At 73.6% G+C, this 21939-nt stretch carries 25 protein-coding genes and 2 pseudogenes; 13 read left to right on the top strand and 14 right to left on the bottom strand.

The window, feature by feature from the left end:
• The first annotated feature begins 260 nt into the window (after positions 1 to 260).
• The 3 genes from C1I97_RS02155 to C1I97_RS02145 all read left to right on the top strand — a co-directional run bounded on the left by C1I97_RS02155 (position 261) and on the right by C1I97_RS02145 (position 3006).
• A complete protein-coding gene (locus tag C1I97_RS02155) occupies positions 261 to 1616 on the top strand; it encodes an aspartate aminotransferase family protein (protein ID WP_111001508.1) in 1356 nt (451 codons plus the stop codon).
• Positions 1617 to 1787: 171 nt separating this feature from the next.
• Complete coding sequence (locus C1I97_RS02150; RefSeq protein WP_111001507.1) at positions 1788 to 2492, top strand: GntR family transcriptional regulator; 705 nt, start codon at positions 1788 to 1790, stop codon at positions 2490 to 2492.
• Between the two features lie 91 nt (positions 2493 to 2583).
• Positions 2584 to 3006: a MarR family winged helix-turn-helix transcriptional regulator gene (locus tag C1I97_RS02145; RefSeq protein WP_258382384.1), complete on the top strand. Its 423-nt coding sequence runs from the start codon at positions 2584 to 2586 to the stop codon at positions 3004 to 3006.
• Positions 3007 to 3038: 32 nt separating this feature from the next.
• Here C1I97_RS02145 and C1I97_RS02140 read toward each other — a convergent pair whose 3' ends face one another.
• Entirely contained in the window at positions 3039 to 3890 is an 852-nt protein-coding gene (locus tag C1I97_RS02140) for a universal stress protein (protein ID WP_258382383.1), read from the bottom strand.
• 301 nt (positions 3891 to 4191) lie between these two features.
• On the opposite strand from C1I97_RS02140, the gene C1I97_RS02135 reads away from it, so the two are divergent.
• Both C1I97_RS02135 and C1I97_RS02130 read left to right on the top strand, forming a co-directional pair.
• Positions 4192 to 4758, top strand: coding sequence for an Rv1733c family protein (locus C1I97_RS02135; RefSeq protein ID WP_111001505.1), 567 nt, complete (start codon positions 4192 to 4194; stop codon positions 4756 to 4758).
• Positions 4759 to 4943: 185 nt separating this feature from the next.
• Positions 4944 to 5912, top strand: a complete 969-nt coding sequence (locus C1I97_RS02130) for an acetylxylan esterase (RefSeq protein ID WP_111001504.1) — start codon at positions 4944 to 4946, stop codon at positions 5910 to 5912.
• Between the two features lie 280 nt (positions 5913 to 6192).
• Here the strand turns inward: C1I97_RS02130 and C1I97_RS02125 are convergent, their stop codons facing one another.
• Positions 6193 to 6918, bottom strand: a complete 726-nt coding sequence (locus C1I97_RS02125) for a class I SAM-dependent methyltransferase (protein ID WP_111001503.1) — start codon at positions 6916 to 6918, stop codon at positions 6193 to 6195.
• A 313-nt stretch (positions 6919 to 7231) separates the two neighbouring features.
• Between C1I97_RS02125 and rho the strand changes: the two genes are divergently transcribed.
• Positions 7232 to 8404 (top strand): transcription termination factor Rho, encoded by a 1173-nt coding sequence (gene rho / locus C1I97_RS02120; RefSeq protein WP_111001502.1) that lies wholly within the window; start codon positions 7232 to 7234, stop codon positions 8402 to 8404.
• A 76-nt stretch (positions 8405 to 8480) separates the two neighbouring features.
• The gene (locus C1I97_RS02115) at positions 8481 to 9671 is read left to right on the top strand and encodes a D-alanyl-D-alanine carboxypeptidase family protein (protein ID WP_111001501.1); all 1191 of its coding nucleotides are present in this window, start codon (positions 8481 to 8483) and stop codon (positions 9669 to 9671) included.
• 17 nt (positions 9672 to 9688) lie between these two features.
• Here the strand turns inward: C1I97_RS02115 and C1I97_RS02110 are convergent, their stop codons facing one another.
• The 7 genes and pseudogenes from C1I97_RS02110 to C1I97_RS02080 all read right to left on the bottom strand — a co-directional run.
• Positions 9689 to 10621, bottom strand: a complete 933-nt coding sequence (locus C1I97_RS02110) for a glutaminase (RefSeq protein ID WP_111001500.1) — start codon at positions 10619 to 10621, stop codon at positions 9689 to 9691.
• Between the two features lie 36 nt (positions 10622 to 10657).
• Positions 10658 to 11494, bottom strand: a complete 837-nt coding sequence (locus C1I97_RS02105; protein WP_111001499.1) for an undecaprenyl-diphosphate phosphatase — start codon at positions 11492 to 11494, stop codon at positions 10658 to 10660.
• 99 nt (positions 11495 to 11593) lie between these two features.
• Positions 11594 to 11962 carry a fluoride efflux transporter CrcB gene (gene crcB, locus C1I97_RS02100; protein WP_111001498.1) on the bottom strand — a complete coding sequence of 123 codons (369 nt, stop codon included), beginning with the start codon at positions 11960 to 11962 and terminating at the stop codon, positions 11594 to 11596.
• Positions 11959 to 12324, bottom strand: coding sequence for a DUF190 domain-containing protein (locus C1I97_RS02095; RefSeq protein ID WP_111001497.1), 366 nt, complete (start codon positions 12322 to 12324; stop codon positions 11959 to 11961). Before C1I97_RS02095 ends, crcB (C1I97_RS02100) begins: the two co-directional genes overlap by 4 nt.
• A complete protein-coding gene (gene crcB, locus C1I97_RS02090; RefSeq protein ID WP_111001496.1) occupies positions 12321 to 12782 on the bottom strand; it encodes a fluoride efflux transporter CrcB in 462 nt (153 codons plus the stop codon). The genes C1I97_RS02095 and crcB (C1I97_RS02090) overlap by 4 nt, the downstream gene beginning before the upstream one ends.
• A 169-nt stretch (positions 12783 to 12951) precedes the next feature.
• Positions 12952 to 13236 (bottom strand): ArsR family transcriptional regulator, encoded by a 285-nt coding sequence (locus C1I97_RS02085; RefSeq protein ID WP_111001495.1) that lies wholly within the window; start codon positions 13234 to 13236, stop codon positions 12952 to 12954.
• Positions 13237 to 13411: 175 nt separating this feature from the next.
• Positions 13412 to 13630 (bottom strand): annotated as a pseudogene (locus tag C1I97_RS02080) (glycosyl hydrolase 53 family protein); the annotation flags it as partial.
• 122 nt (positions 13631 to 13752) lie between these two features.
• On the opposite strand from C1I97_RS02080, the gene C1I97_RS02075 reads away from it, so the two are divergent.
• Together C1I97_RS02075 and C1I97_RS02070 are read left to right on the top strand one after the other, a co-directional pair.
• Positions 13753 to 14097 carry a VOC family protein gene (locus C1I97_RS02075; RefSeq protein ID WP_111001494.1) on the top strand — a complete coding sequence of 115 codons (345 nt, stop codon included), beginning with the start codon at positions 13753 to 13755 and terminating at the stop codon, positions 14095 to 14097.
• A gap of 61 nt (positions 14098 to 14158) precedes the next feature.
• A complete protein-coding gene (locus tag C1I97_RS02070) occupies positions 14159 to 14563 on the top strand; it encodes a MarR family winged helix-turn-helix transcriptional regulator (RefSeq protein ID WP_111001493.1) in 405 nt (134 codons plus the stop codon).
• 29 nt (positions 14564 to 14592) lie between these two features.
• On the opposite strand, the gene C1I97_RS02065 is transcribed toward C1I97_RS02070, so the two are convergent.
• Together C1I97_RS02065 and C1I97_RS02060 are read right to left on the bottom strand one after the other, a co-directional pair.
• Positions 14593 to 14994 carry an SseB family protein gene (locus C1I97_RS02065; RefSeq protein WP_111001492.1) on the bottom strand — a complete coding sequence of 134 codons (402 nt, stop codon included), beginning with the start codon at positions 14992 to 14994 and terminating at the stop codon, positions 14593 to 14595.
• Positions 14995 to 15262: 268 nt separating this feature from the next.
• Complete coding sequence (locus tag C1I97_RS02060; protein WP_111001511.1) at positions 15263 to 16039, bottom strand: ANTAR domain-containing protein; 777 nt, start codon at positions 16037 to 16039, stop codon at positions 15263 to 15265.
• A gap of 132 nt (positions 16040 to 16171) precedes the next feature.
• Here C1I97_RS02060 and C1I97_RS02055 point away from each other — a divergent pair, with 132 nt between their 5' ends.
• Entirely contained in the window at positions 16172 to 16519 is a 348-nt protein-coding gene (locus tag C1I97_RS02055) for a helix-turn-helix transcriptional regulator (protein WP_111001491.1), read from the top strand.
• A gap of 24 nt (positions 16520 to 16543) precedes the next feature.
• Here the strand turns inward: C1I97_RS02055 and C1I97_RS02050 are convergent.
• Both C1I97_RS02050 and C1I97_RS02045 read right to left on the bottom strand, forming a co-directional pair.
• A pseudogene (locus C1I97_RS02050) lies at positions 16544 to 16735 on the bottom strand (glycerol kinase); the annotation flags it as partial.
• A 130-nt stretch (positions 16736 to 16865) separates the two neighbouring features.
• Positions 16866 to 17873, bottom strand: coding sequence for a LacI family DNA-binding transcriptional regulator (locus tag C1I97_RS02045; RefSeq protein ID WP_111001490.1), 1008 nt, complete (start codon positions 17871 to 17873; stop codon positions 16866 to 16868).
• A gap of 132 nt (positions 17874 to 18005) precedes the next feature.
• On the opposite strand from C1I97_RS02045, the gene C1I97_RS02040 reads away from it, so the two are divergent.
• Positions 18006 to 19160 carry a Gfo/Idh/MocA family protein gene (locus C1I97_RS02040; protein WP_111001489.1) on the top strand — a complete coding sequence of 385 codons (1155 nt, stop codon included), beginning with the start codon at positions 18006 to 18008 and terminating at the stop codon, positions 19158 to 19160.
• Positions 19161 to 19171: 11 nt separating this feature from the next.
• On the opposite strand, the gene C1I97_RS02035 is transcribed toward C1I97_RS02040, so the two are convergent.
• Positions 19172 to 19726, bottom strand: a complete 555-nt coding sequence (locus tag C1I97_RS02035) for a GNAT family N-acetyltransferase (RefSeq protein WP_111001510.1) — start codon at positions 19724 to 19726, stop codon at positions 19172 to 19174.
• 90 nt (positions 19727 to 19816) lie between these two features.
• On the opposite strand from C1I97_RS02035, the gene C1I97_RS02030 reads away from it, so the two are divergent.
• Both C1I97_RS02030 and C1I97_RS02025 read left to right on the top strand, forming a co-directional pair.
• Positions 19817 to 20632 carry a thioesterase family protein gene (locus C1I97_RS02030; protein ID WP_111001488.1) on the top strand — a complete coding sequence of 272 codons (816 nt, stop codon included), beginning with the start codon at positions 19817 to 19819 and terminating at the stop codon, positions 20630 to 20632.
• Positions 20633 to 20842: 210 nt separating this feature from the next.
• Complete coding sequence (locus C1I97_RS02025; RefSeq protein WP_111001487.1) at positions 20843 to 21868, top strand: alcohol dehydrogenase; 1026 nt, start codon at positions 20843 to 20845, stop codon at positions 21866 to 21868.
• The last annotated feature ends 71 nt before the right edge of the window (positions 21869 to 21939 follow it).

Below are 21939 nucleotides of genomic sequence, written 5' to 3'. Positions count from 1 at the left end.
GCCCCGAGCCGCGCCAGCAGCCGGTACGCACCGATCCTCTGCGGGTCGCCAGGCCCCAGCTTCTCCATGGCCGAACCGCCTCCCCCCGACATCCCCCGATACGCCCCTGCGTGTCAGACCGAGGATAGTGCGGCGGCCCGCGCGGGCGGGCGACGCGGCGTCCACGGTTCCGTAACAGCGACAACCTGTCGCTAAAACTCCGCGAGCGCAGACAGGCCGCCGATGTCGCGCCCTCGTCCCCTCCGTTTACGCTCGCCCGCATGACCCCTCAGCCGAATCCCGAAGCCGGCGCAGCCGTCAAGGCCGCCGACCGTGCGCACGTGTTCCACTCCTGGTCCGCGCAGGACCTCATCGACCCGCCGGCCGTGGCCGGTGCCGAAGGGTCGTACTTCTGGGACTACGACGGCAGGCGCTACCTGGACTTCGCCAGCGGGCTCGTCTACACCAACATCGGCTACCAGCACCCCAAGGTCGTCGCCGCGATCCAGGAGCAGGCCGCGAACCTGGCCACGTTCGCGCCGGCGTTCGCCGTCGAGGCGCGGTCCGAGGCGGCGCGGCTGATAGCCGAGCGGACCCCGGGCGACCTGGACAAGATCTTCTTCACCAACGGCGGCGCCGACGCCGTCGAGCACGCGGTACGCATGGCCCGGCTGCACACCGGACGGCCCAAGGTGCTCTCGGCGTACCGCTCGTACCACGGCGGCACGCAGCAGGCCGTCAACATCACCGGCGACCCGCGGCGCTGGCCTTCGGACAGCGGCTCGGCCGGCGTCGTGCGCTTCTGGGCGCCCTTCCTCTACCGCTCCCGCTTCTACGCCGAGACCGAGGAGCAGGAGTGCGCGCGCGCCCTGGAGCACCTGGAGGCGACGATCGCCTTCGAGGGGCCGGCCACCATCGCCGCGATCATCCTGGAGACCATCCCCGGCACGGCCGGGATCATGGTGCCGCCGCCCGGCTATCTCGCCGGGGTGCGCGAGCTGTGCGACAAGTACGGGATCGTCTTCGTCCTGGACGAGGTCATGGCCGGGTTCGGGCGGACCGGTGAGTGGTTCGCGGCGGACCTCTTCGACGTCGTACCGGACCTGATGACCTTCGCCAAGGGCGTGAACTCCGGCTACGTACCGCTCGGCGGCGTCGCGATCTCCGGGAGGATCGCGGAGACGTTCGGCAAGCGCGCCTACCCCGGCGGTCTCACCTACTCCGGGCACCCGCTGGCCTGCGCGGCGGCCGTCGCGACGATCAACGTGATGGCCGAGGAGGGCGTCGTCGAGAACGCCGCGCGGCTCGGCGCCGAGGTCGTGGAGCCGGCGCTGCGCGAGCTGGCCGAGCGGCACCCGAGCGTCGGCGACGTGCGCGGCGTCGGCATGTTCTGGGCCATCGAGCTGGTGAAGGACCGCGAGACCCGCGAGCCGCTGGTGCCCTACAACGCGGCCGGCGAGGCGAACGCCCCGATGGCGGCCTTCGGCGCCGCCGCGAAGGCGAACGGCCTGTGGCCCTTCATCAACATGAACCGCACGCACGTCGTCCCGCCGTGCAACGCGACCGCGGCCGAACTGAAGGAGGGCCTGGCGGTGCTGGACGCGGCGCTGTCGGTGGCCGACGAGTACACGAAGTAACGGCACGGGACGCCCAGGCAGCCGCTCAGGGCGCCGAAGCGGCCGCGCGGGCACGAAGCGGCCGTACGGCCCCGGCGTACCGGGATCGGGGAAAATCGAACGCGTAAGGTGGCGTGCTCGTAGACATGGACGTACGAGTACGCCCCGCACGCGCAAGGAGACGCCCCGACCATGCCCGGCATCAGCGGCACCGGCGCCGTGACGCGCAGCACCCTGCGGCAGCAGATCGCGGACGCGCTCCGGGACGAGGTGCTGGCCGGGCGGCTGCTGCCGAGGCAGGAGTGCACGGTCAAGGAGATCGCCGAGCAGTACGGGGTGTCCGCGACCCCCGTCCGCGAGGCGCTCGTCGACCTGTCCGCGCAGGGCCTGCTGGAGGCCGACCAGCACCGCGGCTTCCGGGTGCGCGAGTACTCCCTGGACGACCTGCGCGCGATGATCGAGGCCCGCGGCCTGGTCACCGACGGCATGTTCCGGGTCGTGGCCGGGGGCCCCAAGGCCTTCCGCCGTTCCGACGAGCCGTGCGCCAGGACCGTACTCGCCGGGGTGCGCCGGCGCGGCGAGGAGGCGCAGCGCGCGGCCGCCGCGGGCGACCTGACCGTACTGATCGGCTACGACCTGCGCTTCTGGCGGGAACTCGCCGCCCTGTTCGGCAACCCCTACCTCTCCGACTTCCTGCACCGGCTGCGCGTGCAGTCCTGGATGTGCGCGGTGCAGCACCTGCGCCGCCGCGCCGATCTGCGCGGTGCCCTGTGGTCCGGGCACACCGGACTCGTCGACGCCCTGGCGGCGGGCGACGCCACGACCGCCCGCGCGATCGTCGCCGCGTACAACGCGGACTCCCTCGCTCTCGTCGAACGGCTGGCGGCCGACGCATGAGCAGCGAGAGCCGCTCCTGTCGCTTCAGCCACTTCAGCCGCTTCGACGAGTGAGAGGTCGTCACCGACGACGGACGACGACCGCTGCGGCCCTGCGCCGCCGGGCCCGGGCCCGGCGGGACTTCGCCCGCCGGGCCCGGGCCTCGGCCGGACGCATGCACCCGGAGCTGTCGCTGGTGTCGTACACGCTGCTCGGGCACCTGGAGGAGAGCGGCCGCTGCCGGGCCACCGACCTGGCCGCGCACTACGCGCTGGACAAGTCCACCGTCAGCCGGCAGGTGTCCGCCCTGGAACGGGCCGGCCTGGTGGAGCGGCGCCCCGACCCCGACGACCTCCGCGTCCAGGTGCTCCACCTGACGGTCGCCGGACGGCGGATCCTCGCCCAGGTCACCGAGAGCCGCCGCGCGGCCTTCCGCGAGCGTCTGGCGGACTGGACCGAGGACGACCTGAGGCGCTTCGCCGCCTACCTCACCCGGTACAACGCCTGGCACGGACGGGACCAGGACGACGCCTGACGCGCCCCGGTGACCACGCCCGTCGTCCACGGTCACCCGTGCGGGACCACCGCCACCGGGCAGGCGGCGTGGTGGAGCAGGGAGTGGGCGACCCCGCCCAGGCCCCGGCCGGGGCCGCTGCGGCGCCCGATGACCAGCAGACCGGCCCGGGTGCACGACCTGAGGAGTTGCTGCACGGGACGGCCCAGGACCACCTCGATCTCGACCGCGGCCCTGGGGAACCCGCGCTGCCACGGCCGCAGCCACGCGGCGAGCAGGCGCTTGCGGATGTCCTCCTCGGCAGCGGTTTCCGCGAGGGAGACGAGCCCGGCCGGTGCGTCCTGGTCCGGATACGGCAGCGTCCAGGTGTGCACGACGCGCAGCGTGGCGGAGCGGGCGGCGGCCGCGCGCAAGGCGTGGCCGGCGAGTGCCCCGGCCGGCCGCTCCAGGTCGACGCCCAGCACGACGGGCAGGTAGGGCGCCTCGCCGGGCGGAGTGCCGGGGACGGGCTCGCGTTCGTCCTCGGGCCGCTCCCCCGAACGGACCAGCACCACCGGGCAGGGCGCGCGGGCCGCCACGGCGAGTGCGACCGAGCCGACCGGGAACCCGGCGAACCCGGTGAAGCCCCGGGTGCCCAGCGCCAGCAGCTCGGTCCCGGCCGCCGCGGCGAGCAGCGCCTCGACCGCGGGTTCACGCGCACGGGTGCCGATGACCTCCACGTGCGGGTACGCACACGCGAGCTCCTCTGCGGCCCGCTCCAGGACGAGGTCCGCCCCGGCGTACAGCAGGCGCAGCGGCAGCCCGCGGCGCCGGGCCTCCCGGGCGGCCCAGGCGGCGGCGTCCTGCCCGGCCCGCGAGCCGTCGACGCCCGCGGTGACGCTGCGGATGCCCCGGCCCACGGTCACCGCCTCCGGCTGCCGGTGGCCGCCGTCCGCGCCCGCCGGTCCGTTTCACCGCGGCCGGTCCGGGGACTTGGCCAGGGAACACCCGCTCCCCCACGGTCGGCGTGTCGCACTGCGACCGGGCCCTTCGTCATGGGTCTCCTCGGCGGTGCCGGGCGCTGAGCCGCCCCGCTGCCGGACGGCGTGGAGGACGGGTTCCACAGGGCCTGCGGATCAGTCACCCGGCGTCGCTCGCCACCCGCCGCCGGGTGAACAGGGCCCACCGGGGCAGAGGAACGGTTCGGACGCTCACAGGGAGGTCGGCATGCGAACCCGGGTGCGCGGGCGGCGCCACAATCCGCTGCGGCGCAGGTCGGACGTCGTGGAGACGTGGACGGCGGTGCTCTTCGCGGTCCTGCTGTTCCTGGGGGCGCCCCTGCTCGGGGCGTTCACGGCCCGGTGGGCCCACGACGAGGCGCGGGCGGCCCAGCGTGCCGACCGCCGCCCTGTGCACGCCGAGGTCGTCGGCCGGCCGCCCGGGCCGCCCGCCGTGCCGGGTGCCGGTCGGCACACCCGTCCGGTGACGGTCCGCTGGACCGAGCCGGGCCGGGCGCCGCGCACCGACGTGGCCCGCGTGCCGGCCGGGACACGGCGCGGCGACACGGTCCCCGTGTGGGTCGACTCCCGTGGCCGCGCGGTCTCCGAGCCGCCGGACGAGACCACGGTCTGGCAGCACACCGTCGCCCTGGGCGTCTGTGCCGCGGCAGCCACCGCCACCGCCGTCCTGCTCACCCGCTCCGTCGTCCGCCGGGTCTGCCTGCGCCGCCGGCTGGAGGAGTGGGGGCGGGAGTGGGCCCGCACCGGCCCGGAGTGGAGCCGCGGCCGGGCATGACACGGCCGACCGGTGACACAGGGGCCGGGGACCCGGGTGCCGGAGCCGGGGACCAGGGTGCCGGGCCGGGGACCAGGGTGCGCCCGCCGGCGGGAGGCTCTGGCGGAGCGTTCGGCCGTGGCCGTACGGTCTGATCGTCTGCAGTCCTTCCAGTCCCACCAGTCTCTCCGCAAAGGCGGTAGTCGATGGCCCTGTTCGACCTTCCGATCGACGAACTCCGTGAGTACCGCAGTACGTCCGCCGAGCCCGAGGACTTCGACGCCTTCTGGTCCAAGACCCTCCAGGAGGCCCGCGAGCACGATCTGGACACCCGGTTCGACCTGGTGGACACGGGACTGACGACGGTGAAGGTGTACGACGTGACCTTCGCCGGGTTCGGCGGCCACCTGGTCAAGGGATGGCTGACCCTGCCCGCCCGGGCCGACGCGCCGCTGCCGCTGGTCGTGGAGTTCGTCGGCTACGGCGGCGGGCGCGGACTGCCGCACGAGCACCTGCTGTGGGCGTCGTCGGGCCGGGCGCACTTCGTGATGGACACCCGCGGACAGGGCAGCGCCTGGGGCGGCGGAGGCGGCACCCCCGACCCGGTGGGCGGCGCGCCGGCGTACCCCGGTTTCATGACCCGGGGTCTGGACGCCCCGGAGAACTACTACTACCGCCGGGTGTTCACCGACGCGGTACGGGCCGTCGAGGCGGCGCGCTCGCACCCGCTGACCGACGCGGGCCGCACCGCGGCGGTCGGCGCGAGCCAGGGCGGCGGCATCACGATCGCCGTGGGCGGCCTGGTGCCGGACCTGGTCGCGATCGCGCCGGACGTGCCGTTCCTGTGCGACTATCCGCGCGCGGCGGCGCTGACCGACCGTCACCCGTATCGGGAGATCGGCCTCTACCTCAAGACCCACCGCGGGCGCACCGAGGACGCGCTGCGCACGCTGTCGTACTTCGACGGGGTGCACTTCGCCGCCCGCGGCCGCGCCCCGGCCCTGTTCTCGGCGGCCCTGGAGGACCAGACCTGCCCGCCCTCCACCGTGTTCGCCGCGTTCAACGCCTGGGCGCACGACGACAAGGCGATCGAGGTGTACGACTTCAACGACCACGAGGGCGGCGGCCCCTACCAGGAGGCGGTCAAGCTGCGCTGGCTGCGGTCGTACGCCTGACGGAGCCGGGCGGGGCGAACGACGGAGCGCTCGTGTCCGGGCACGCCCCAGGCCCACGGCCACCGCGCCTCGGGCATCGCGGTGGCCGTCACCGCGGACGGCAGGACGGTGGTGGACCTTGGGGCGGCCGGGCCGGCGCGGCGCGGGCCCGGCGACGGCTCCGGCGCCATGCGACCGCGGCGGGCCTGCGGCCGGATGCGTCAGGCGGAGCCGGCTCCGCACCACCGCGACGCGATCGCCCGGCTCGCGGACGGCTCCTCCGTACGCGTGACCCGGCGCGTCAGGGCAGCCTGCGGGCCGCGATCATCCGGGCCCGCGGGCTGCCGTCGGTACGCCGGCCGAACTCCTCGAGCGGGTACAGCTCCACGCGGAAACCGGCCCGCTCCAGCTCCCGCCGCAGGTCGCCGAACCGGAAGGCGCGGTAGTACATGACGAACGGCGGCCGCCACACGGCATTGCGCACCCGCATCACCGCGTCGAAGGCGAGCAGCGTCCAGAACGCCGTCGAGCGGGGGCGCGGCGGAGCGGACACCGGAAAGGCGAACAGGCCGCCGGGCCGCAGCACCGAGTGAACCTGGCCGAACAGCCCGGGCAGCTCACCCGGCAGGAAGTGCCCGAGCGCGCCGAAGCTCACGACCAGGTCGAACGCGGCGGCGAAGGGCAGCTCCCGGGCGTCCCCGCGCACCCAGCCGAGCCGGGGGCCCGCGGCCGGGGCGCGGTCCCGGGCCACCGACAGCATCCCGGCGCTGAAGTCGACCCCCGTGACACTCTCCCGGCACACCCGGGCCAGCACCTCGGCACCGGCGCCCGTGCCGCAGCACAGGTCGAGCCCGTCCTGGAACGGCCCCATCCTCCCCAGAACCGACGCGACGGCGTCCAGCACCGCGTCCGGCGTCCGGAACGGGGTGTGGTCGAACTTCGGCGCGAGCAGGTCGTAGCCGCGCTCGACGGAGGACAGCGCCTGAACGGCGAGCTCACGTAGGGTGGGACCTTCGGGGGTGAACACCTGGGTCAGCTTAGACACCTGGGGGCGAGGACCGTTCGGGTGGAGCGTCGACGCCCGTCCGGGTGGTACAGTGTGATGAGCACCTGTGTACGCCCCGTCGCGGGCGTCGGTGCGGTTCTTCTCCAGTGCGCCCAGCCGCCCACCGTCCGGGTCGGCGCGGCAGCTTCTCCCACCGCCTCGTGAGCGGCGCTTCGCGCCGTGGCCGGACCGGTGTCCTCCGCCGCCCCGGGCGTGCACGCACGCCTCCCCGTCGCGGCTCGTCTCCTTCTCCTCGCACACCTCGTGCCGTCCGTCTCTGAAAGGGCACCCACCCATGATCACCACACTCGAACACCCCCCGGTACGGCAGCAGCCCGCACCGGCCCCCCTGACCGCCACCGGTGTCCTGGACATCGACGCCGGCGGCAAGGGCCGTCTGCGCGGCGAGGGCTGCCTGCCCTCCCCCACCGACCCCTGGCTCTCCGCCGCGCTGATCCGCCGTCACGGCCTGCGCAAGGGCGATGTGGTCGAGGGCGTACGCGGGCAGCAGCAGGCCCTCACCGAGGTCACACGCGTGGGCGGCCGCACTCCGGACGAGGCCCGGGGCCGCCGCCACTTCCACGATCTGACGCCGTTGCACCCGCGTGAACGGCTGCTGCTCGAACACCCGGCCTCCGGTCTCACCGGCCGTGTCACCGACCTGATCGCGCCCGTCGGGAAGGGCCAGCGCGGACTCGTCGTCGCGCCGCCCAAAACCGGCAAGACCGTGCTGCTCCAGCAGATCGCGGCCGCCGTGGCCGGCAACCACCCGGAGTGCCGGCTGATGGTGGTGCTGCTGGACGAGCGCCCGGAGGAGGTCACCGACATGCGGCGCTCGGTGCGCGGCGAGGTGTACGCCTCCACCTTCGACCGCTCGCCCGGACAGCACATCGCGCTCGCCGAACTCGTCGTCGAGCGGGCCAAGCGGCTCGTCGAGGCCGGCGAGGACGTCGTCGTCCTCCTCGACTCCCTGACCCGGCTGTGCCGCGCCCACAACAACGCGGCCGCCGCCGGTGGCCGCACCCTCAGCGGCGGCGTCGACGCGGGCGCGCTGCAGGGACCCAAGCGGCTGTTCGGCGCCGCGCGCCTGGCCGAGGAGGGCGGTTCGCTCACCGTCCTCGCCACCGCTCTGGTGGAGACCGGCTCCCGCGCCGACGACTTCTTCTTCGAGGAGCTGAAGGGCACCGGCAACATGGAGCTCCGGCTCAGCCGCGAACTCGCCTCCCGCCGGGTCTTCCCAGCCGTCGACCTCGACTCCTCCGGCACCCGCCGCGAGGAACTCCTCCTCTCCCCCGCCCAGTTGACGGTGACCCGCGGCCTGCGCCGTGTCCTGCGCACCCGCGACGGGCAGACCGGCCTGGAGACACTGCTGGAACAGCTGCGCAGGGCGCCGGACAACGCCGCGTTCGTACGCCGCGTCCAGCCGACGCTGCCCACCGATCGGCCGATGCCCACGGGCCTGCGCTAGAGCATCCGGGTACTCGCGCGCCCCGTTCGGCTCCCGCGGCACCCCATTTCCACCGATTTCTCCCTACGTTTGCGGTATGAAGATCGGACTTCGTTCGCGAGCTGTCATGTCGACCTGCGCGCTCTGCGCGGCAGGCGTCCTGGCACTGGCACCGCCGGTCGCGGCCGTGGGCCGGACCTCTGCGGACACGAGCGCGCCGGGGCAGCGGAAGGCGGCGGTGCCGCCGCCGGGCCTGCTGGAGGAGGAGGGCACGCAGGTCCGGCTCCGCGCCGGGGCGCCGGACCTGCCCGACGTCTCCGCGCTGTCCTGGCTGGTCGCCGACGCCGGTACCGGCGAGGTGCTCGCCGCGCACGACGCGCACCGCAGACTGCCGCCCGCCAGCACGCTGAAGACCCTGTTCGCGCTGACCGTGCTGCCGGCCTTCCCCGCCGGTGTCCAGCACACCGTCAGCGCGAAGGAGTTGGCGGGAATCGGCGAAGGCAGCAGCCTGGTCGGGCTCGTCGAGGGCCATGCGTACAAGGTGGCCGATCTGTGGCGCGGGGTGTTCCTCAACTCCGGCAACGACGCCGTGCACGTACTGGCCGCGCTCAACGGCGGCTGGGACCAGACGGCCCGGCAGGTGGAGACCAAGGCCCGCTCCCTGGGCGCCCTCGACACCACGGTCGTCTCCCCGGACGGCTACGACGCCGACGGGCAGGCGTCCTCGGCGTACGACCTGGCCGTGTTCGGCCGGGCCGGGCTGCGCGACCCGGATTTCGCCCGGTACTGCTCCACCGCGCACGCCGCCTTCCCCGGCTACGACGGGACGACGTACCAGATCGCCAACACCAACCGGCTGCTGACCGGCGCCGACGGCGTGGAGCCGTATCCGGGGCTGCTCGGCATCAAGAACGGCTACACCAGCAACGCGGGCAACACGCTGGTCGCCGCCGCCCGTCAGGGCGGGCGCACCCTCGTCGTGACCGTGATGAACCCGCAGGGAGGCGAGGGGCACACCGTCTACGAGGAGGCGCGGGGGCTGCTGGACTGGGGGTTCGACGCGGCCGGATACGTCGATCCGGTCGGCTCGCTCGACGCCCTGCGGCCGGGGGCGCGCGCCCACGCGAAGGCCGTGGCGTCGGCGGGGTCCGCGGCGCCTCCCCGCGCCGAACCGGACGCCGGGCCGGACTGGTCGCAGACGGGCACGATCGCGAGCGCGATCGGTGTGGGCGCGGGGGCCCTGCTGCTCGGCCTGGGATTCACGGGCCGCCGGTACGCGCGCGACTGACCGGACGGCGGCGGGGCTCAGAACACCGACAGACCGGTGAGGGTCGTGAAGCGGTCCAGGGCCGCCACGCCCGCCACCGAGTTCCCCCGCTCGTCCAGACCGGGGCTCCACACGCACAGCGCGCACCGGCCGGGTACGACGGCGATGATGCCGCCGCCCACGCCGCTCTTGCCGGGCAGCCCCACGCGGTAGGCGAAGCCGCCGGCCGCGTCGTACGTCCCGCAGGTCAGCATGATCGCGTTGATCTGCTTGGCCTGGCGGCGGGTGAGCAGCCGGGTGCCGTCGGCCCGTATGCCGTGCCGGGCGAGGAACGTGGTGGCCAGCGCGAGGTCGGCGCAGGAGGCCGCGATCGAGCACTGGCGGAAGTACTGGTCCAGCAGGACCGGCACCGGGTTGTCGATGTTGCCGTAGGACGCCATGAAATGGGCCAGGGCGGCGTTGCGGTCGCCGTGCGCGGTCTCGGACGCGGCGACCTCGGTGTCGAAGTCCAGCTCCGGGTTGCCGCTCTCGGCACGCAGCAGGCGCAGCAGTTCGCCCGCCGCGTCGCCGGTACGGGTCTGCAGGCGGTCGGTGACGACCAGGGCGCCGGCGTTGATGAACGGGTTGCGCGGGATGCCGTTCTCGTACTCCAGCTGGACCAGGGAGTTGAAGGGATTGCCGGAGGGCTCGCGGCCCACGTGCTCCCACAGTTCGTCGCCTTCACGGGCGAGGTCGAGGGCGAGGGTGAACACCTTGGTGATGGACTGGGTGGAGAACGGCTCCCGCCAGTCCCCCACCCCGTACACCGTGCCGTCCAGCTCCGCGACGGCCATGCCGAAGGCACGGGCGTCGCGGGCCGCGAGCGCCGGGATGTAGTCGGCGGCACGCCCCCGGCCGGGCGTCCGCTCGATCTCCTCGGCGATGCGCTGCAGGACCGGGAGGTAGGTCGGGGACGACGCCATGATCACCATTCTGCCTCCGGGCCGGTGGGGGCGGACGGCGAACACTCAGGCGTTGATGACCCCCGTGCCCAGCAGGCCGAACAGCAGCAGGCCGATCACGATCCGGTAGACGACGAAGGCGTTGAAGGAGTGCTTGGCGACGAACTTCAGCAGCCAGGCGATGGAGGCGTAGGCGACCACGAAGGACACCAGGGTGCCGACGATCAGCGGGAGGGTGCCCACGCTCGCGCCCACCGCGTCCTTGAGCTCGTAGATGCCGGCGCCGGTCAGGGCCGGGAGACCGAGGAAGAAGGACAGCCGGGTAGCGGCGACGCGGTCCAGATCCAGGATGAGCGCGGTGGACATGGTGGCGCCGGAGCGGGAGAAGCCGGGGAAGAGCAGGGCGAGGATCTGCGAGGAGCCGACCAGCATCGCGTCCTTGAAGGTGGTGTCGTCCTCACCGCGCTTGTGCCGGCCCATCTGGTCCGCGCACCACATCACACCGCTGCCGACGATCAGCGAGCCGGCGACCACCCACAGGGAGCCGAGCGGCCCCTCGATGAGGGGCTTGGCGGCAAGGCCCACGACGACGATGGGGATCGTGGCGTAGATGATCCACCAGGCGAACTTGTAGTCGTGGTGGTAGCGCTCCTCCTTGTCGGCCAGGCCCCGGAACCAGGCGGAGAGAATCCGCACGATGTCCTTGAAGAAGTACACGAACACGGCGGCGATGGCGCCGACCTGGATGACGGCGGAGAACGCCACGACGGACTTGTCGTCGACAGGGATGCCCATGAGCCCCTGGGTGATCTTCAGGTGGCCGGTGGAGGAGACGGGGAGGAACTCGGTCACCCCCTCGACGACTCCGAGGACGACGGCCTGACCGACGGAGATGACGCTCATGGGATCCAGTTCTGGGGGTGTTGATCGACAGTGGTGTGGACACTCTTACGGTGCCCAGGTGAAGGCCCGGCGACCAACACCAAAAGCTTTCGACAACCGTCAGAGGCTTCCGGCGATCCACACGCCGGCGAACGCGGCGGCGAGGCCCGCCACCACGCTGGCGACGGCGTTGGCGGCGGCGTAGAGCCCGGCACCGGTCTCGGTCAGCCGCAGGGTCTCGTAGGAGAAGGTCGAGTACGTCGTCAGGGCCCCGCACAGCCCGGTCCCCAGCAGCAGCTGCAGCCGCGGCCCGGCGAACCCGGCAGAGACGGCACCGGTGAGCAGGCCGAGGACGAGACAGCCGACGACGTTGACCACGAAGGTGCCCCAGGGGAAGACCGAGTCGTGCCGGGACTGCACCGCGCGGTCGGTGAGATAGCGCAGGGGTGCCCCGACGGCGGCCCCGGCCACCACCAGCAGCCAGTTCACTTCCCGCCCTTCGCGTCCGCCGCCCTCGCGCGGCCGACGTACCGGATGACCTCGCAGTCGTCGAGGATCACCAGCCCCTCGCCGACCAGTTCGTCCAGCTGCGGCAGGAACGCGCGGACCCGGTCCTCGGTGTCGACGATCACGATCGCCACCGGCAGGTCCTCGCTCATCGACAGCAGCCGTGAGGTGTGGATCAGGGAGGACGCGCCGAACCCCTCGATACCGCGGAAGACGCTGGCGCCCGCCAGGCCGGCGGAGTGGGCCCGGTGCACGATCTCCGAGTACAGGGGCCGGTGGTGCCAGGTGTCGTTCTCGCCGATGAAAATGGTCACGCGCAGGGCGCTGCCGGTGAGCCTCGTCATCGCTGCCTCCGCTGCAGAACGCGCCGGGTCGCCGTCACGGCGAGCCACACCGCCGCGAGCGCCGCGCACAGGGTCGCGGCGAGGTAGGCCAGTGCGGTGCGGGCGTGGCCGGAGTCCACCAGCTTCTGGATGTCGACCGCGTAGGTGGAGAAGGTGGTGAAGCCGCCGAGCACACCGGTGCCGAAGAACGGCCGGACCAGGCGGTGGGCGCCCCACACATCGGTGATCACCACCATGAAGACGCCGATCACCGCGCATCCGACGACATTGACCGAGAAGGTCGCCCACGGAAAGCCCCCGGCCGGCGCCGGCCACCACCGCGAGACCGCGTACCGGCCCGTGGCCCCGAGCGCACCGCCGAGCGCCACCACCGCGACCACCGGTACCTGCGCCCGCCGGGCCCGCCACCGCGCGGACGCCGACGGCACCCGCAGGCTCTCGGTCTCCTGGGCTGTCATGCTCGTAACGTCTCCTACTCGGCCGCGCCCGGACACACCGTAACGCCGCCGGTTCCCCGCCGCACACACCGGCGGCGGCGCGGCGTACCGCTCGGCCCGTCGCTCCGGGGGAGGGCGCGCCCCCGTCCCTCGTTTCCGCGAGCCGCCGGGTGCTCCCGCGGGCCGCCGGTCACCAGCCCTTCTCGAACATCCGGGCCACCTCGGCGATGCGGACCTCGTCACGGCTGTAGTACGTCCGGCACCTGATCCGGCGGGCGCGCAGCAGGCCGAGGTCGGTCAGCAGGGCGAGATGCGTCCCGGCGGTCCGCCGCGGGATGCCGAGGCCGGCCGCGACGGCCTTCGCGGTCGCGCCGTGCGTCAACGGGTCGCGGCGCCGCCGGGGAGCGTGCGCGGCCGGATCCCTGAGCCACTCCAGGATGAGCAGGCGCGTCCGGCCGGCGGAAGTCCTCAGCATCACCGCCTCCTGTCGTCGAGGCCTTCCCGTCCTGACGCTTCCCACTGTCCCCCGGGCCGCCCCGTCGCGTACGGGATCCGCCGGGCCTTGTCCGGTACTGGACGGTCCGGGTCCGGGGCGTGGGGGAAGGGCCCGGCTGCCGCACCGATGGACAGCCGGGCCCGCGCCCGTTCCAGCGGTGGCCGAACCACGTCATCGCCGCGGTCGCCCTGTTGTCGTAGTCGAACAGGGCCTGGTTCTCCCCGCCGTTGCCGGAGGAGGGGTCGGCCGGGTCCCAGCCGTTGCCGGGGACCGCGGTCCAGGTCGCCTCCCAGGAGAAGACGCCCAGGCCGCGGTTGCCCGGGACGGCCTCGACGGTGTTCATCACGTCCCGCAGCCAGGCCGCCTGGCCGGCCTTGGGTCGCCGGGTAGCGCCGCGCAACCGGTCAGGATCGAAGAAGCGGCCCGGCGCTCCCCCGCTCTAGCGTGAGACCACCGACGCATCCGTCGGGACCACTCGTCAGCGAGGAGTACGCCATGACCGCCGGCCTGAAGACGATCGTCTACCCCGTCAAGGACCTCGACCGGGCAAAATCCCTGTTCAGGGCGCTGCTGGAGGTCGAGCCGTATGCGGACGAGCCCTACTACGTCGGGTTCAAGGACGCCGGGCAGGACGTCGGGCTCGACCCGAACGGGCACGCCGGCGGGATGACCGGGCCGGTGCCGTACTGGCACGTCGACGACATCCGGGGGCGGCTGGCGGCTCTGGTGGAGGCGGGCGCCGAGCTGCTGCAGGACGTGCGGGACGTCGGCGGCGGCAGGCTGATCGCCTCGGTGAAGGACGCGGACGGCAATCTCGTCGGGCTCGTCCAGGACGCCTGACGTCCGGGGCGGCCGCCGCGCGACCGGCCATGTCGATGTACGCGCATTAACATGCGGTCTCATGGAAGCGGACGCGGCCGGAGCCCGGCTCGAGGAGAGATGGCGGGGCATTCTGTCGGTGCACGCGCGGACGATGTGCGAACTCGACCGCGTGCTGCATCCGTACGGGCTCGGCGCGAGCGACTTCGAGGTGCTCGACATCCTGGCGTCCGGGCCGTCCGGGGAGGGCGGGGAAGGCGGGCAGTGCCGGGTGCAGAACCTCGCCGACCGGGTCCACCTCAGCCAGAGCGCGCTGTCCCGGCTGATCGGCCGGCTGGTGAAGGACGGCCTGGTGGAACGGTCGGTGTGCGCGGAGGACCGGCGCGGGGTGTGGGTCCGTCTGACGGCCAAGGGCCGTGCGCTGCATGCCGAGGTGCTGCCTCTGCAGCGCGCGGCCCTGGCCCGCACACTCGACGGTGACGGCTGAGTCGGCGGCTGGAACAGGCCGGCTCGGTCTCAATGCCGGGCCAGCAGGGTGCGTACTCCCTCCGAGGTGAGCGTCAGGCCGTGCGGCGAGCTGGCGTCTATGGTCAGCGACAGGTCGTCGGCCGGCCACTGGGACGCGAGGGCGCCGAGGGGCACGAGGCGGTAGCGGGAGACGAAGGGCAGCAGGTCGGACATCTCCAGTTCGGAGGTGAACACGGGCACCACCGGCACTCCGCCCGGTTGTTCGAGGATGGGCAGGGCCACCGTCGAGGGGTTGGTGGCGTCCTCGTCGCTCACGTCGTCCGGCACGGGGATCAGCACGTCGCTGTGCGCGAGCGTGTCCAGTGCCACCGCGTCCTCGGCGTTCTCGGCGAGTACGTCCAGTGCTCGCTGGGCGGGCGTCGCGGTGTTGTCGTTCGCTGGTGTCTCCATGGCAGATTCCCTGGTCGCGGCGGTCGTGCGGCCTGCCCCGGGTTCCTCTCCCCGGGCACAGCCCTGCTCGCGTACCCGATCGCCCGCGCCGCAATCACGACGGGTGGGGCCGGCCGGTACCCGCACCCGCGCGACGTGTCGAAGCCTCCTGTGCGGAAGGAGCCGGAGCGCTGGAGCGGGCCCTCCGCGGTGCCCGCGGGGGCCCGGGGGCTCCCTTCCGAACCCCAGGTTTCGGGTAACCACTGGTGCGGGGCTGATGCGCCTTCCGTTACGGCGCGCCGGTCCCGTCCGCCGAGGCCCGGACCTCGGTCACGGCGACGGCCAGGTGCTTTTGGACCGTCTCCGGCAGCGGGTCGCCGTGCACCGCCGTGACCACGTCCCGGGCGACGTGGTGCAGCTTGGTGTTGGTCTTCTGGGAGGCGATGACCAGCACCGACCAGGCCTGCTCCGGGGTCAGGCCGAAGGAGGCCATGAGGATGCCGCGGGCCAGGTCGATGGCGGGGCGGGTCTGCATGGCGCGGCGCAGCTGGACGACCTCGATGCGCAGGTCCTGCTCGGTGTCCTCGGCCGGTGTCCCGTCCCCCGGTTCCCCGTGCCGGACGGCGGGCAGCGGCGGTCCCGCCTCGTGTGCCTCCGGCCCGCCGGGTGTCTCGGCGGAGAACAGCGAGCGCGTGCCGGTGAGGGCGAGCAGCCGTTCGCTCATGGGGCTGGTGGCGCGTACGACGATCGTCTTGCCCTGTGCCCGGGCCCGCTCCCGCAGGCTGATCAGGGTGTTGAGGGCGGAGCAGTCGCAGAACCCCACTCCGCTCAGGTCCAGGTCGATGCCCTGGGCCGAGCGGCCGAGGGCGTCCTTCAGGGCACGCCGGAAACCCTGGCCGACGTCGAGGCCGAGTTCGCCGCGCACCATGACGAGCACACGGTCCGCGTCGGGGCCGATGTCGATCGCCGGTTCGCGTCCCGGGTGCGCCGCCGGCACGCCGCCGCGGTCACCGCGGGCAGCGACGCCCTGAACCGTGGACCGCGCGTCGTACGCAGGCTCCGCCATGACCGCCTCTCCCACAAGCGTTCGCCCGTCCTCCGCTTCCAGACTCGCTCCGGCGCCTGGAACACGTCAAGATATACATGAAGCCCAGTTCAGGCTCTTGTATACGCGAAAGCCGAACTCTAGGCTGGCCCCATGGGAGGAGTGCCTGAGCCGCATACCGGATGGACGTTCCTGACCAATCACGCCCGGGTACTGGCCGCCATCGCCGACAACCACAACGCCCGGATCCGTGACATCGCCGCTCACTGCAGGCTCACCGAGCGCGCCGTCCAGAAGATCATCGCCGATCTGGAGCGCGACGGGTACCTCTCCCACACCAAGGAGGGGCGCGGCAACATCTACCGGATCGACCCGAGCAAGGTCCTGCGGCACCCGGCCGAGTCCGGGCTGACCGTGGCCTCCCTGCTCTCACTGCTCGTCCGGGCGGAGGCCGGCCACTCCGAGGCCGACCACTCCGAGGTCGGTCGCCGGGGTCGCTGAAGCCACCGGCCGGCCCCCGCCGGCTCAGCGCCGCTGTCCGGGTGAGCGGATCCAGCCCGGGGACCGCTCCACGGCCCGCTTCCAGGACTCGTACTCCCCCTCGCGCCGCTCGGGGTCCATGTCCGGCAGCCACTGCCCGGTCCGGTGCCAGTCGCGGCGCAGGGCCTCCGGGTCCGCCCAGTGGCCGACCGCGAGGCCGGCGGCGCCGCCCGAGCCGTCCGCCGCGCCGGCCCCGGACGGGCACCGCCGCGGACTGGACATCGTCACCGCCCCGTCGGCCCGGTGCGGCGTGCGGGCGTGCTCCGGTGGGATCCGCCGGTGGGCGGAGGTGCTCGCGGGCTGGGCCTCAGGCGCCGCCGGGCGGCGGGGCGGTCGTGCCGCGCACCTCCAGGTACGGGGTGGTCAGGTCGACCGCGCGCGGGCGGTCCGGGTCGTCGATCCGGTCGAGCAGCCGCTGGGCGGCGCGCCGGCCCACGTCGTGGCCGGCGTTGTCCACGGTGGTCAGCCACAGGTGCCGCAGCCTCGACAGGTAGGTGTTGTCGTAGCCGACCAGGGAGAGGTCGCGCGGCACCCCGAGGCCGCTCTCCTCGGCGGCCGACATCGCGCCGACGCAGGTCATGTCGTTGACGGCGAAGACGGCGGTGGGGCGCCCGGGGCGGCTGAGCAGCCGTACCGCGGCCCGGTGGCCGCCCTCCTCGGTCAGGTCGCCCTGCTCCACGACCGCGGTGCCGGCCAGTCCGCGCTCGCGCATGACGGCCTCGAAGCCGCGGCGGCGCAGCTCTCCGACCGCGCCGTGACCGGTGATGTGGGCGATGCGCCGGTGGCCGAGGGCGATGAGGTGCTCGGTGGCCAGCCGGGCGCCGTGCTCGTCGTCGCCCGCGACGACGTCCACTTTGGGCAGGTCGGGTTCGCGGGTGCCGGCGACGACGGTGGGCACCCGGCCGGCCGCGGTGCGCAGCGCCCTCGGGTCCCGCAGGGTGCCGACGGCGACCAGACCGTCGACGCGCAGCTCGGTGAAGGTGCGGGTGAGGTCCTCGCCCAGGCGCCGGTTGAGCCGGCCGTCGGCGAGCAGCATGTGCAGACCGCTGTCGTACAGGCGGGAGTTGAGGCCGTCGAGGAGTTCCACGAACCAGGGGTTGCGCAGGTCGTTGAGCAGCACGCCGACGGTGCGGGTGCGCCGTTCGCTGAGGCTGCGGGCGGCGGCGTTGGGCCGGTAGCCGAGTTCGTCGATCGCGGCGAGGACCGCCTGCCGCTTCTCGGGGCGCACGCTGTCGGAGCCGCGCAGCACCAGGGACACCAGGGACTTGGACACGCCGGCCCGCGCGGCCACGTCGCGGATGGTCGGGGGTCGCACGTGGTGGACCGTTCCACAGACGGGTGCTCCTGTAAAGGGCCGGGAGGGCACCGGCGAAGAGGGTTGACACCGGGCGGAGCCGGCCTTCATCGTGGGCCCGCAGGTTTTGGATCGGTCCAAAGAGGGGCTGTCATGGTGGATGTGCTCGGCGTCGCCGTCGTCGGATTCGGCTGGATGGGACGGGTGCACGCCCAGGCGTACGCGCGTGTGCTCCACCACTTCCCGCAGCTCGCGGTACGTCCGCGCCTGGTCGCCGTCGCCGACGAGGTGCCCGGCCGGGCCGAGGAGGCCGCCGGGCGGTACGGCTTCGACTCCGCGACCCGCGACTGGCGGGAGATCGCCGCCGACCCCCGCGTCCAGGCGGTCAGCATCACCGCCCCGAACTTCCTGCACCGCGAGATCGGCCTCGCCATGGCCGGGGCCGGCAAGCACATCTGGATCGAGAAGCCGGTGGGTCTGACGGCCGGTGACGCCCGCGCGGTCGCCGACGCCGCCGCCAAGGCCGGCGTGCGGGGCACGGTCGGCTTCAACTACCGCAACGCACCCGCCGTCGCCGCCGCCCGCGAGATGATCGCGGCCGGCGAGATCGGCCGGGTCACCCACGTCCGCATCCGGCTGTTCAGCGACTACGCCGCCCACCCCGAGGGTGCCCTGACCTGGCGCTACGAGCGTGAGCGCGGCGGCAGCGGAGTGCTGGGCGACCTGGCCTCGCACGGGGTCGACCTGGCCCGCCATCTGCTCGGCGAGATCGACTCGCTGGCTGCGGACACCGCCGTGTTCGTGCCCGAGCGGGCCCGCCCCTTTGGTGCCACCGCCGGTCACACCCGGGCGGCGGGCGGCGCACTCGGCCCCGTCGAGAACGACGACTACGTCAACTGCCTGCTGCGTTTCGCCTCCGGCGCGCGCGGGGTCCTGGAGGCCTGCCGGGTCTCGGTGGGCGAGCAGAACAACTACGGCTTCGAGATCCACGGCACCGAGGGCGCGCTCTTCTGGGACTTCCGCCGCATGGGCGAACTCGGCGTCAGCCGCGGCACCGCCTACCAGGACCAGCCGGTCAGCACGGTCTACGTCGGCCCCGGTCACGGCGTGTACGAGGCCTTCCAGCCGGGCTCGGCCAACGCCATGGGCTACGACGACCTCAAGGTCGTCGAGGCGCACCACTTCCTGCGCTCGATCACGGAGGGCCGGCCGTACGGTGCCACCCTCGACGACGCGGTGGCCGCGGCGGCGGCCCTGGACGCCATGGCCCGCTCCGCCGAGCAGCGCGCGTGGGTGAGCCTCGTCTGAGACCCGTCCCCTCAGCCCGGCGTCAGGTCGGTGCGCGGGGTGCCGGCCCAGTGGTGGGTGCGCAGCACCCGGCCCGCGAACGTCACCTCGCGCTCGGCGAGGAACCGGAAGCCGAGCGAACGGCAGATGCCGTTCGAGGCCGCGTCGGTCGTGGCCGGGAAGGCGTGCACCTCTCCCCAGCGGTCCTCGTCCCGCGCCTGTTCGAGCAGCGCGCGGGCGGCGCGTCTGCCCAGGCCGCGCCCCTGGAACTCGGGCAGCACCATCCAGCCGATCTCCGACCTCGGGCCGCCGTCGTTCTCGTGGGCCCCGATGGTCACGGTCCCGGCCACCACGTCGGGGGTCCGCGGATCAGGGACGATCATCCTGACCCATGCGGTGCCGGCCGCCGCCCGCCCGGCGTCCCGGCGCACCGTGTCCGCCATGCCCTCGACCGGCAGGGGCCCGCCGAGCTCGGCCGTCATGACCGGGTCGCAGCGCATCCGGATGCAGGCGCCGACGCCGTCCTGTGTCACGTCGCGCAGCTGCGCAGAGCCTCCTGGCGGGCGGTGGGTGTAAATGCCAAGCATCCGCTGGGCGATGATGGGCCTGCCCCGCCGGCCGGGCGCGGGCCTCGCGCCCGGCCGGCATTCCGTGAACAACCCTGGAAGGTACACCCGTTGAACAGCGGCAGCCCGGTTCCCGACAGCTACTACGAACGCATCGACGAGCACCGTTTCAAGCCCACCGTCCACGCGAGCGGCGCCTGGGACCCGGATGAGCAGCACTTCAGCCCGCTGGGCGGGCTGATCGTCCACGTGATCGAGGACCACCTGGCCGCACGCCCCGACACCGGTCTGGTACCGGCCCGGATCAGCTACGACATCCTGGGCCGCCCGACCCTGGACGAGTGCGAGATACAAGTGGCGACGCTCCGCCCCGGTCGCACCATCGAGCTGCTGGAAGCCGTCGTGCACATCGCCGGCCGCCCGGTCGTCCGGGCCCGCACCTGGCTGCTGTCCGCCCAGGACACCACCTCCGTCGCCGGGGGCGCCGAGGACCGGCTCACCCCGCCCGACCGGCTCGCTCCCTGGGCGATGAGCGACCTCTGGCCCGGCGGCTACATCGCCTCCCTGGACGTCCGCCCGCTCGCCCCGCCACGCCCGGGCCGCACCACCGCGTGGGTCTCCACCCCGCTCACCCTGGTCGCCGGCGAGCCGAGCGGCCCGCTCGCCTCCTACCTGGCCCTGGTCGACACGGCCAACGGCATCGCCGCACGGCAGTCGCCCACCGCGTGGATGTTTCCCAACGTGGATCTGACCGTGCACCTCCACCGCCGCCCCGAGGGCCGCTGGACCGGACTGGACACCACGGTCACCTTCGGGCCGACCGGCCTGGGCCTGACCAGCACGGTCCTGCACGACGCGCACGGCCCGGTCGGGCACGCCCAGCAGATCCTCACCGTACGGCCCATGCCTCCCGGCGGGAGGGGCTGAGCAGGCGGCCCACGCGTGCGGGGCAGGTCCTGAGGGACGGCGGGTCCCCGGGACCGGCCGGGGCGGTCGACGGCAGCACCGGCCCGGTGAACCGCGCCGCGCCCTCCCCCGTCCCCCGGCGCGCGCGATCCGTCCGGAGCTGATGTGCTGGTGACGGGGGCCGTCGTACCCGCCCGCCCTGTGCCGGGGGGAGACTTTCGGGAGAGACCCATGACCACCTACAAAGCCGCGCAGGTGACGACTGCCGGCGGTCCCTTCGGGATCGTCGAGCGCGAGGTCCCGGAGCCGGGCCCCCGCCACGTCAGGATCGCCGTGGAGGCCTGCGGGGTCTGCCACAGCGACAGCCTCTTCGTGAACGCCGCCGTCCCCGGCATCGACTTCCCGGTGGTCCCCGGACACGAGATCGCCGGCCGCGTCGAGCAGCTCGGCGAGGGGACGCGGGAGTGGGGCTGGCAGGTGGGCGACCGGGTGGCGGTGGGCTGGTTCGGCGGCAGCTGCGGCCACTGCACGCCGTGCCGGCAGGGCGACTTCATCGTGTGCCCGAACCTGAAGGTCCCCGGCTGGGCGTACGACGGTGGCTTCGCCGAGCGGGTGATCGCACCGGTCGACGCCCTGGCCCGGATCCCCGACGCCCTGGCGGCGAGTGACGCCGGGCCCATGGCGTGCGCGGGCGTGACCACGTTCAACGGGCTGCGCCGCAGCTCCGCCCGCCCCGGCGACCTGGTCGCGGTGCTCGGCATCGGCGGCCTGGGACACCTGGGGGTGCAGTACGCGGTGGCCATGGGATTCGAGACGGTGGCGATCGCCCGGGGAGCCGACAAGGCCGACTTCGCCAAGCAGCTCGGCGCGCACCACTACGTCGACAGCACGGCGGACACGCCCGTCGCAAAGGCGCTGAAGTCGCTCGGCGGCGCCAAGGCCGTCCTGGCCACGGCCGGCAGCTCCGAGGCCATCACGGCGACCGTGGACGGACTGTCGCACCGCGGCGAGCTGGTGGTCATCGGCGCGGACACCGAACCGCTGGGCATCGCCCCACTGCAGCTGATCATGAGCGGCCGGGTGGTCCGCGGTCATCCGTCGGGCACCTCGCAGGACGTGCAGGACACCATGGCGTTCAGTGCCCTGCACGGGATCCGCCCGATGACCGAGGTCGTGCCGCTGGACCGGGCCGGCGAGGCGTACCGGAAGATGCTCTCCGGTGCCGCCCGCTTCCGTATGGTGCTCACCACCGGCTGACGCCCGGGGCCCTTCGCGTCCGGGCACGCCTTGGCCGGCCGCGGCGTCCGCGGCCGGCAGGTGCTGCGCCC

The sequence above is a fragment of the Streptomyces sp. NTH33 genome (assembly GCF_003236365.1).
In the GTDB taxonomy this organism is placed as follows: Bacteria; Actinomycetota; Actinomycetes; order Streptomycetales; family Streptomycetaceae; genus Streptomyces.
The sequence above is the reverse complement of the archived record's forward strand: the minus strand, read 5'-3'. Positions and strand labels throughout refer to the sequence as shown.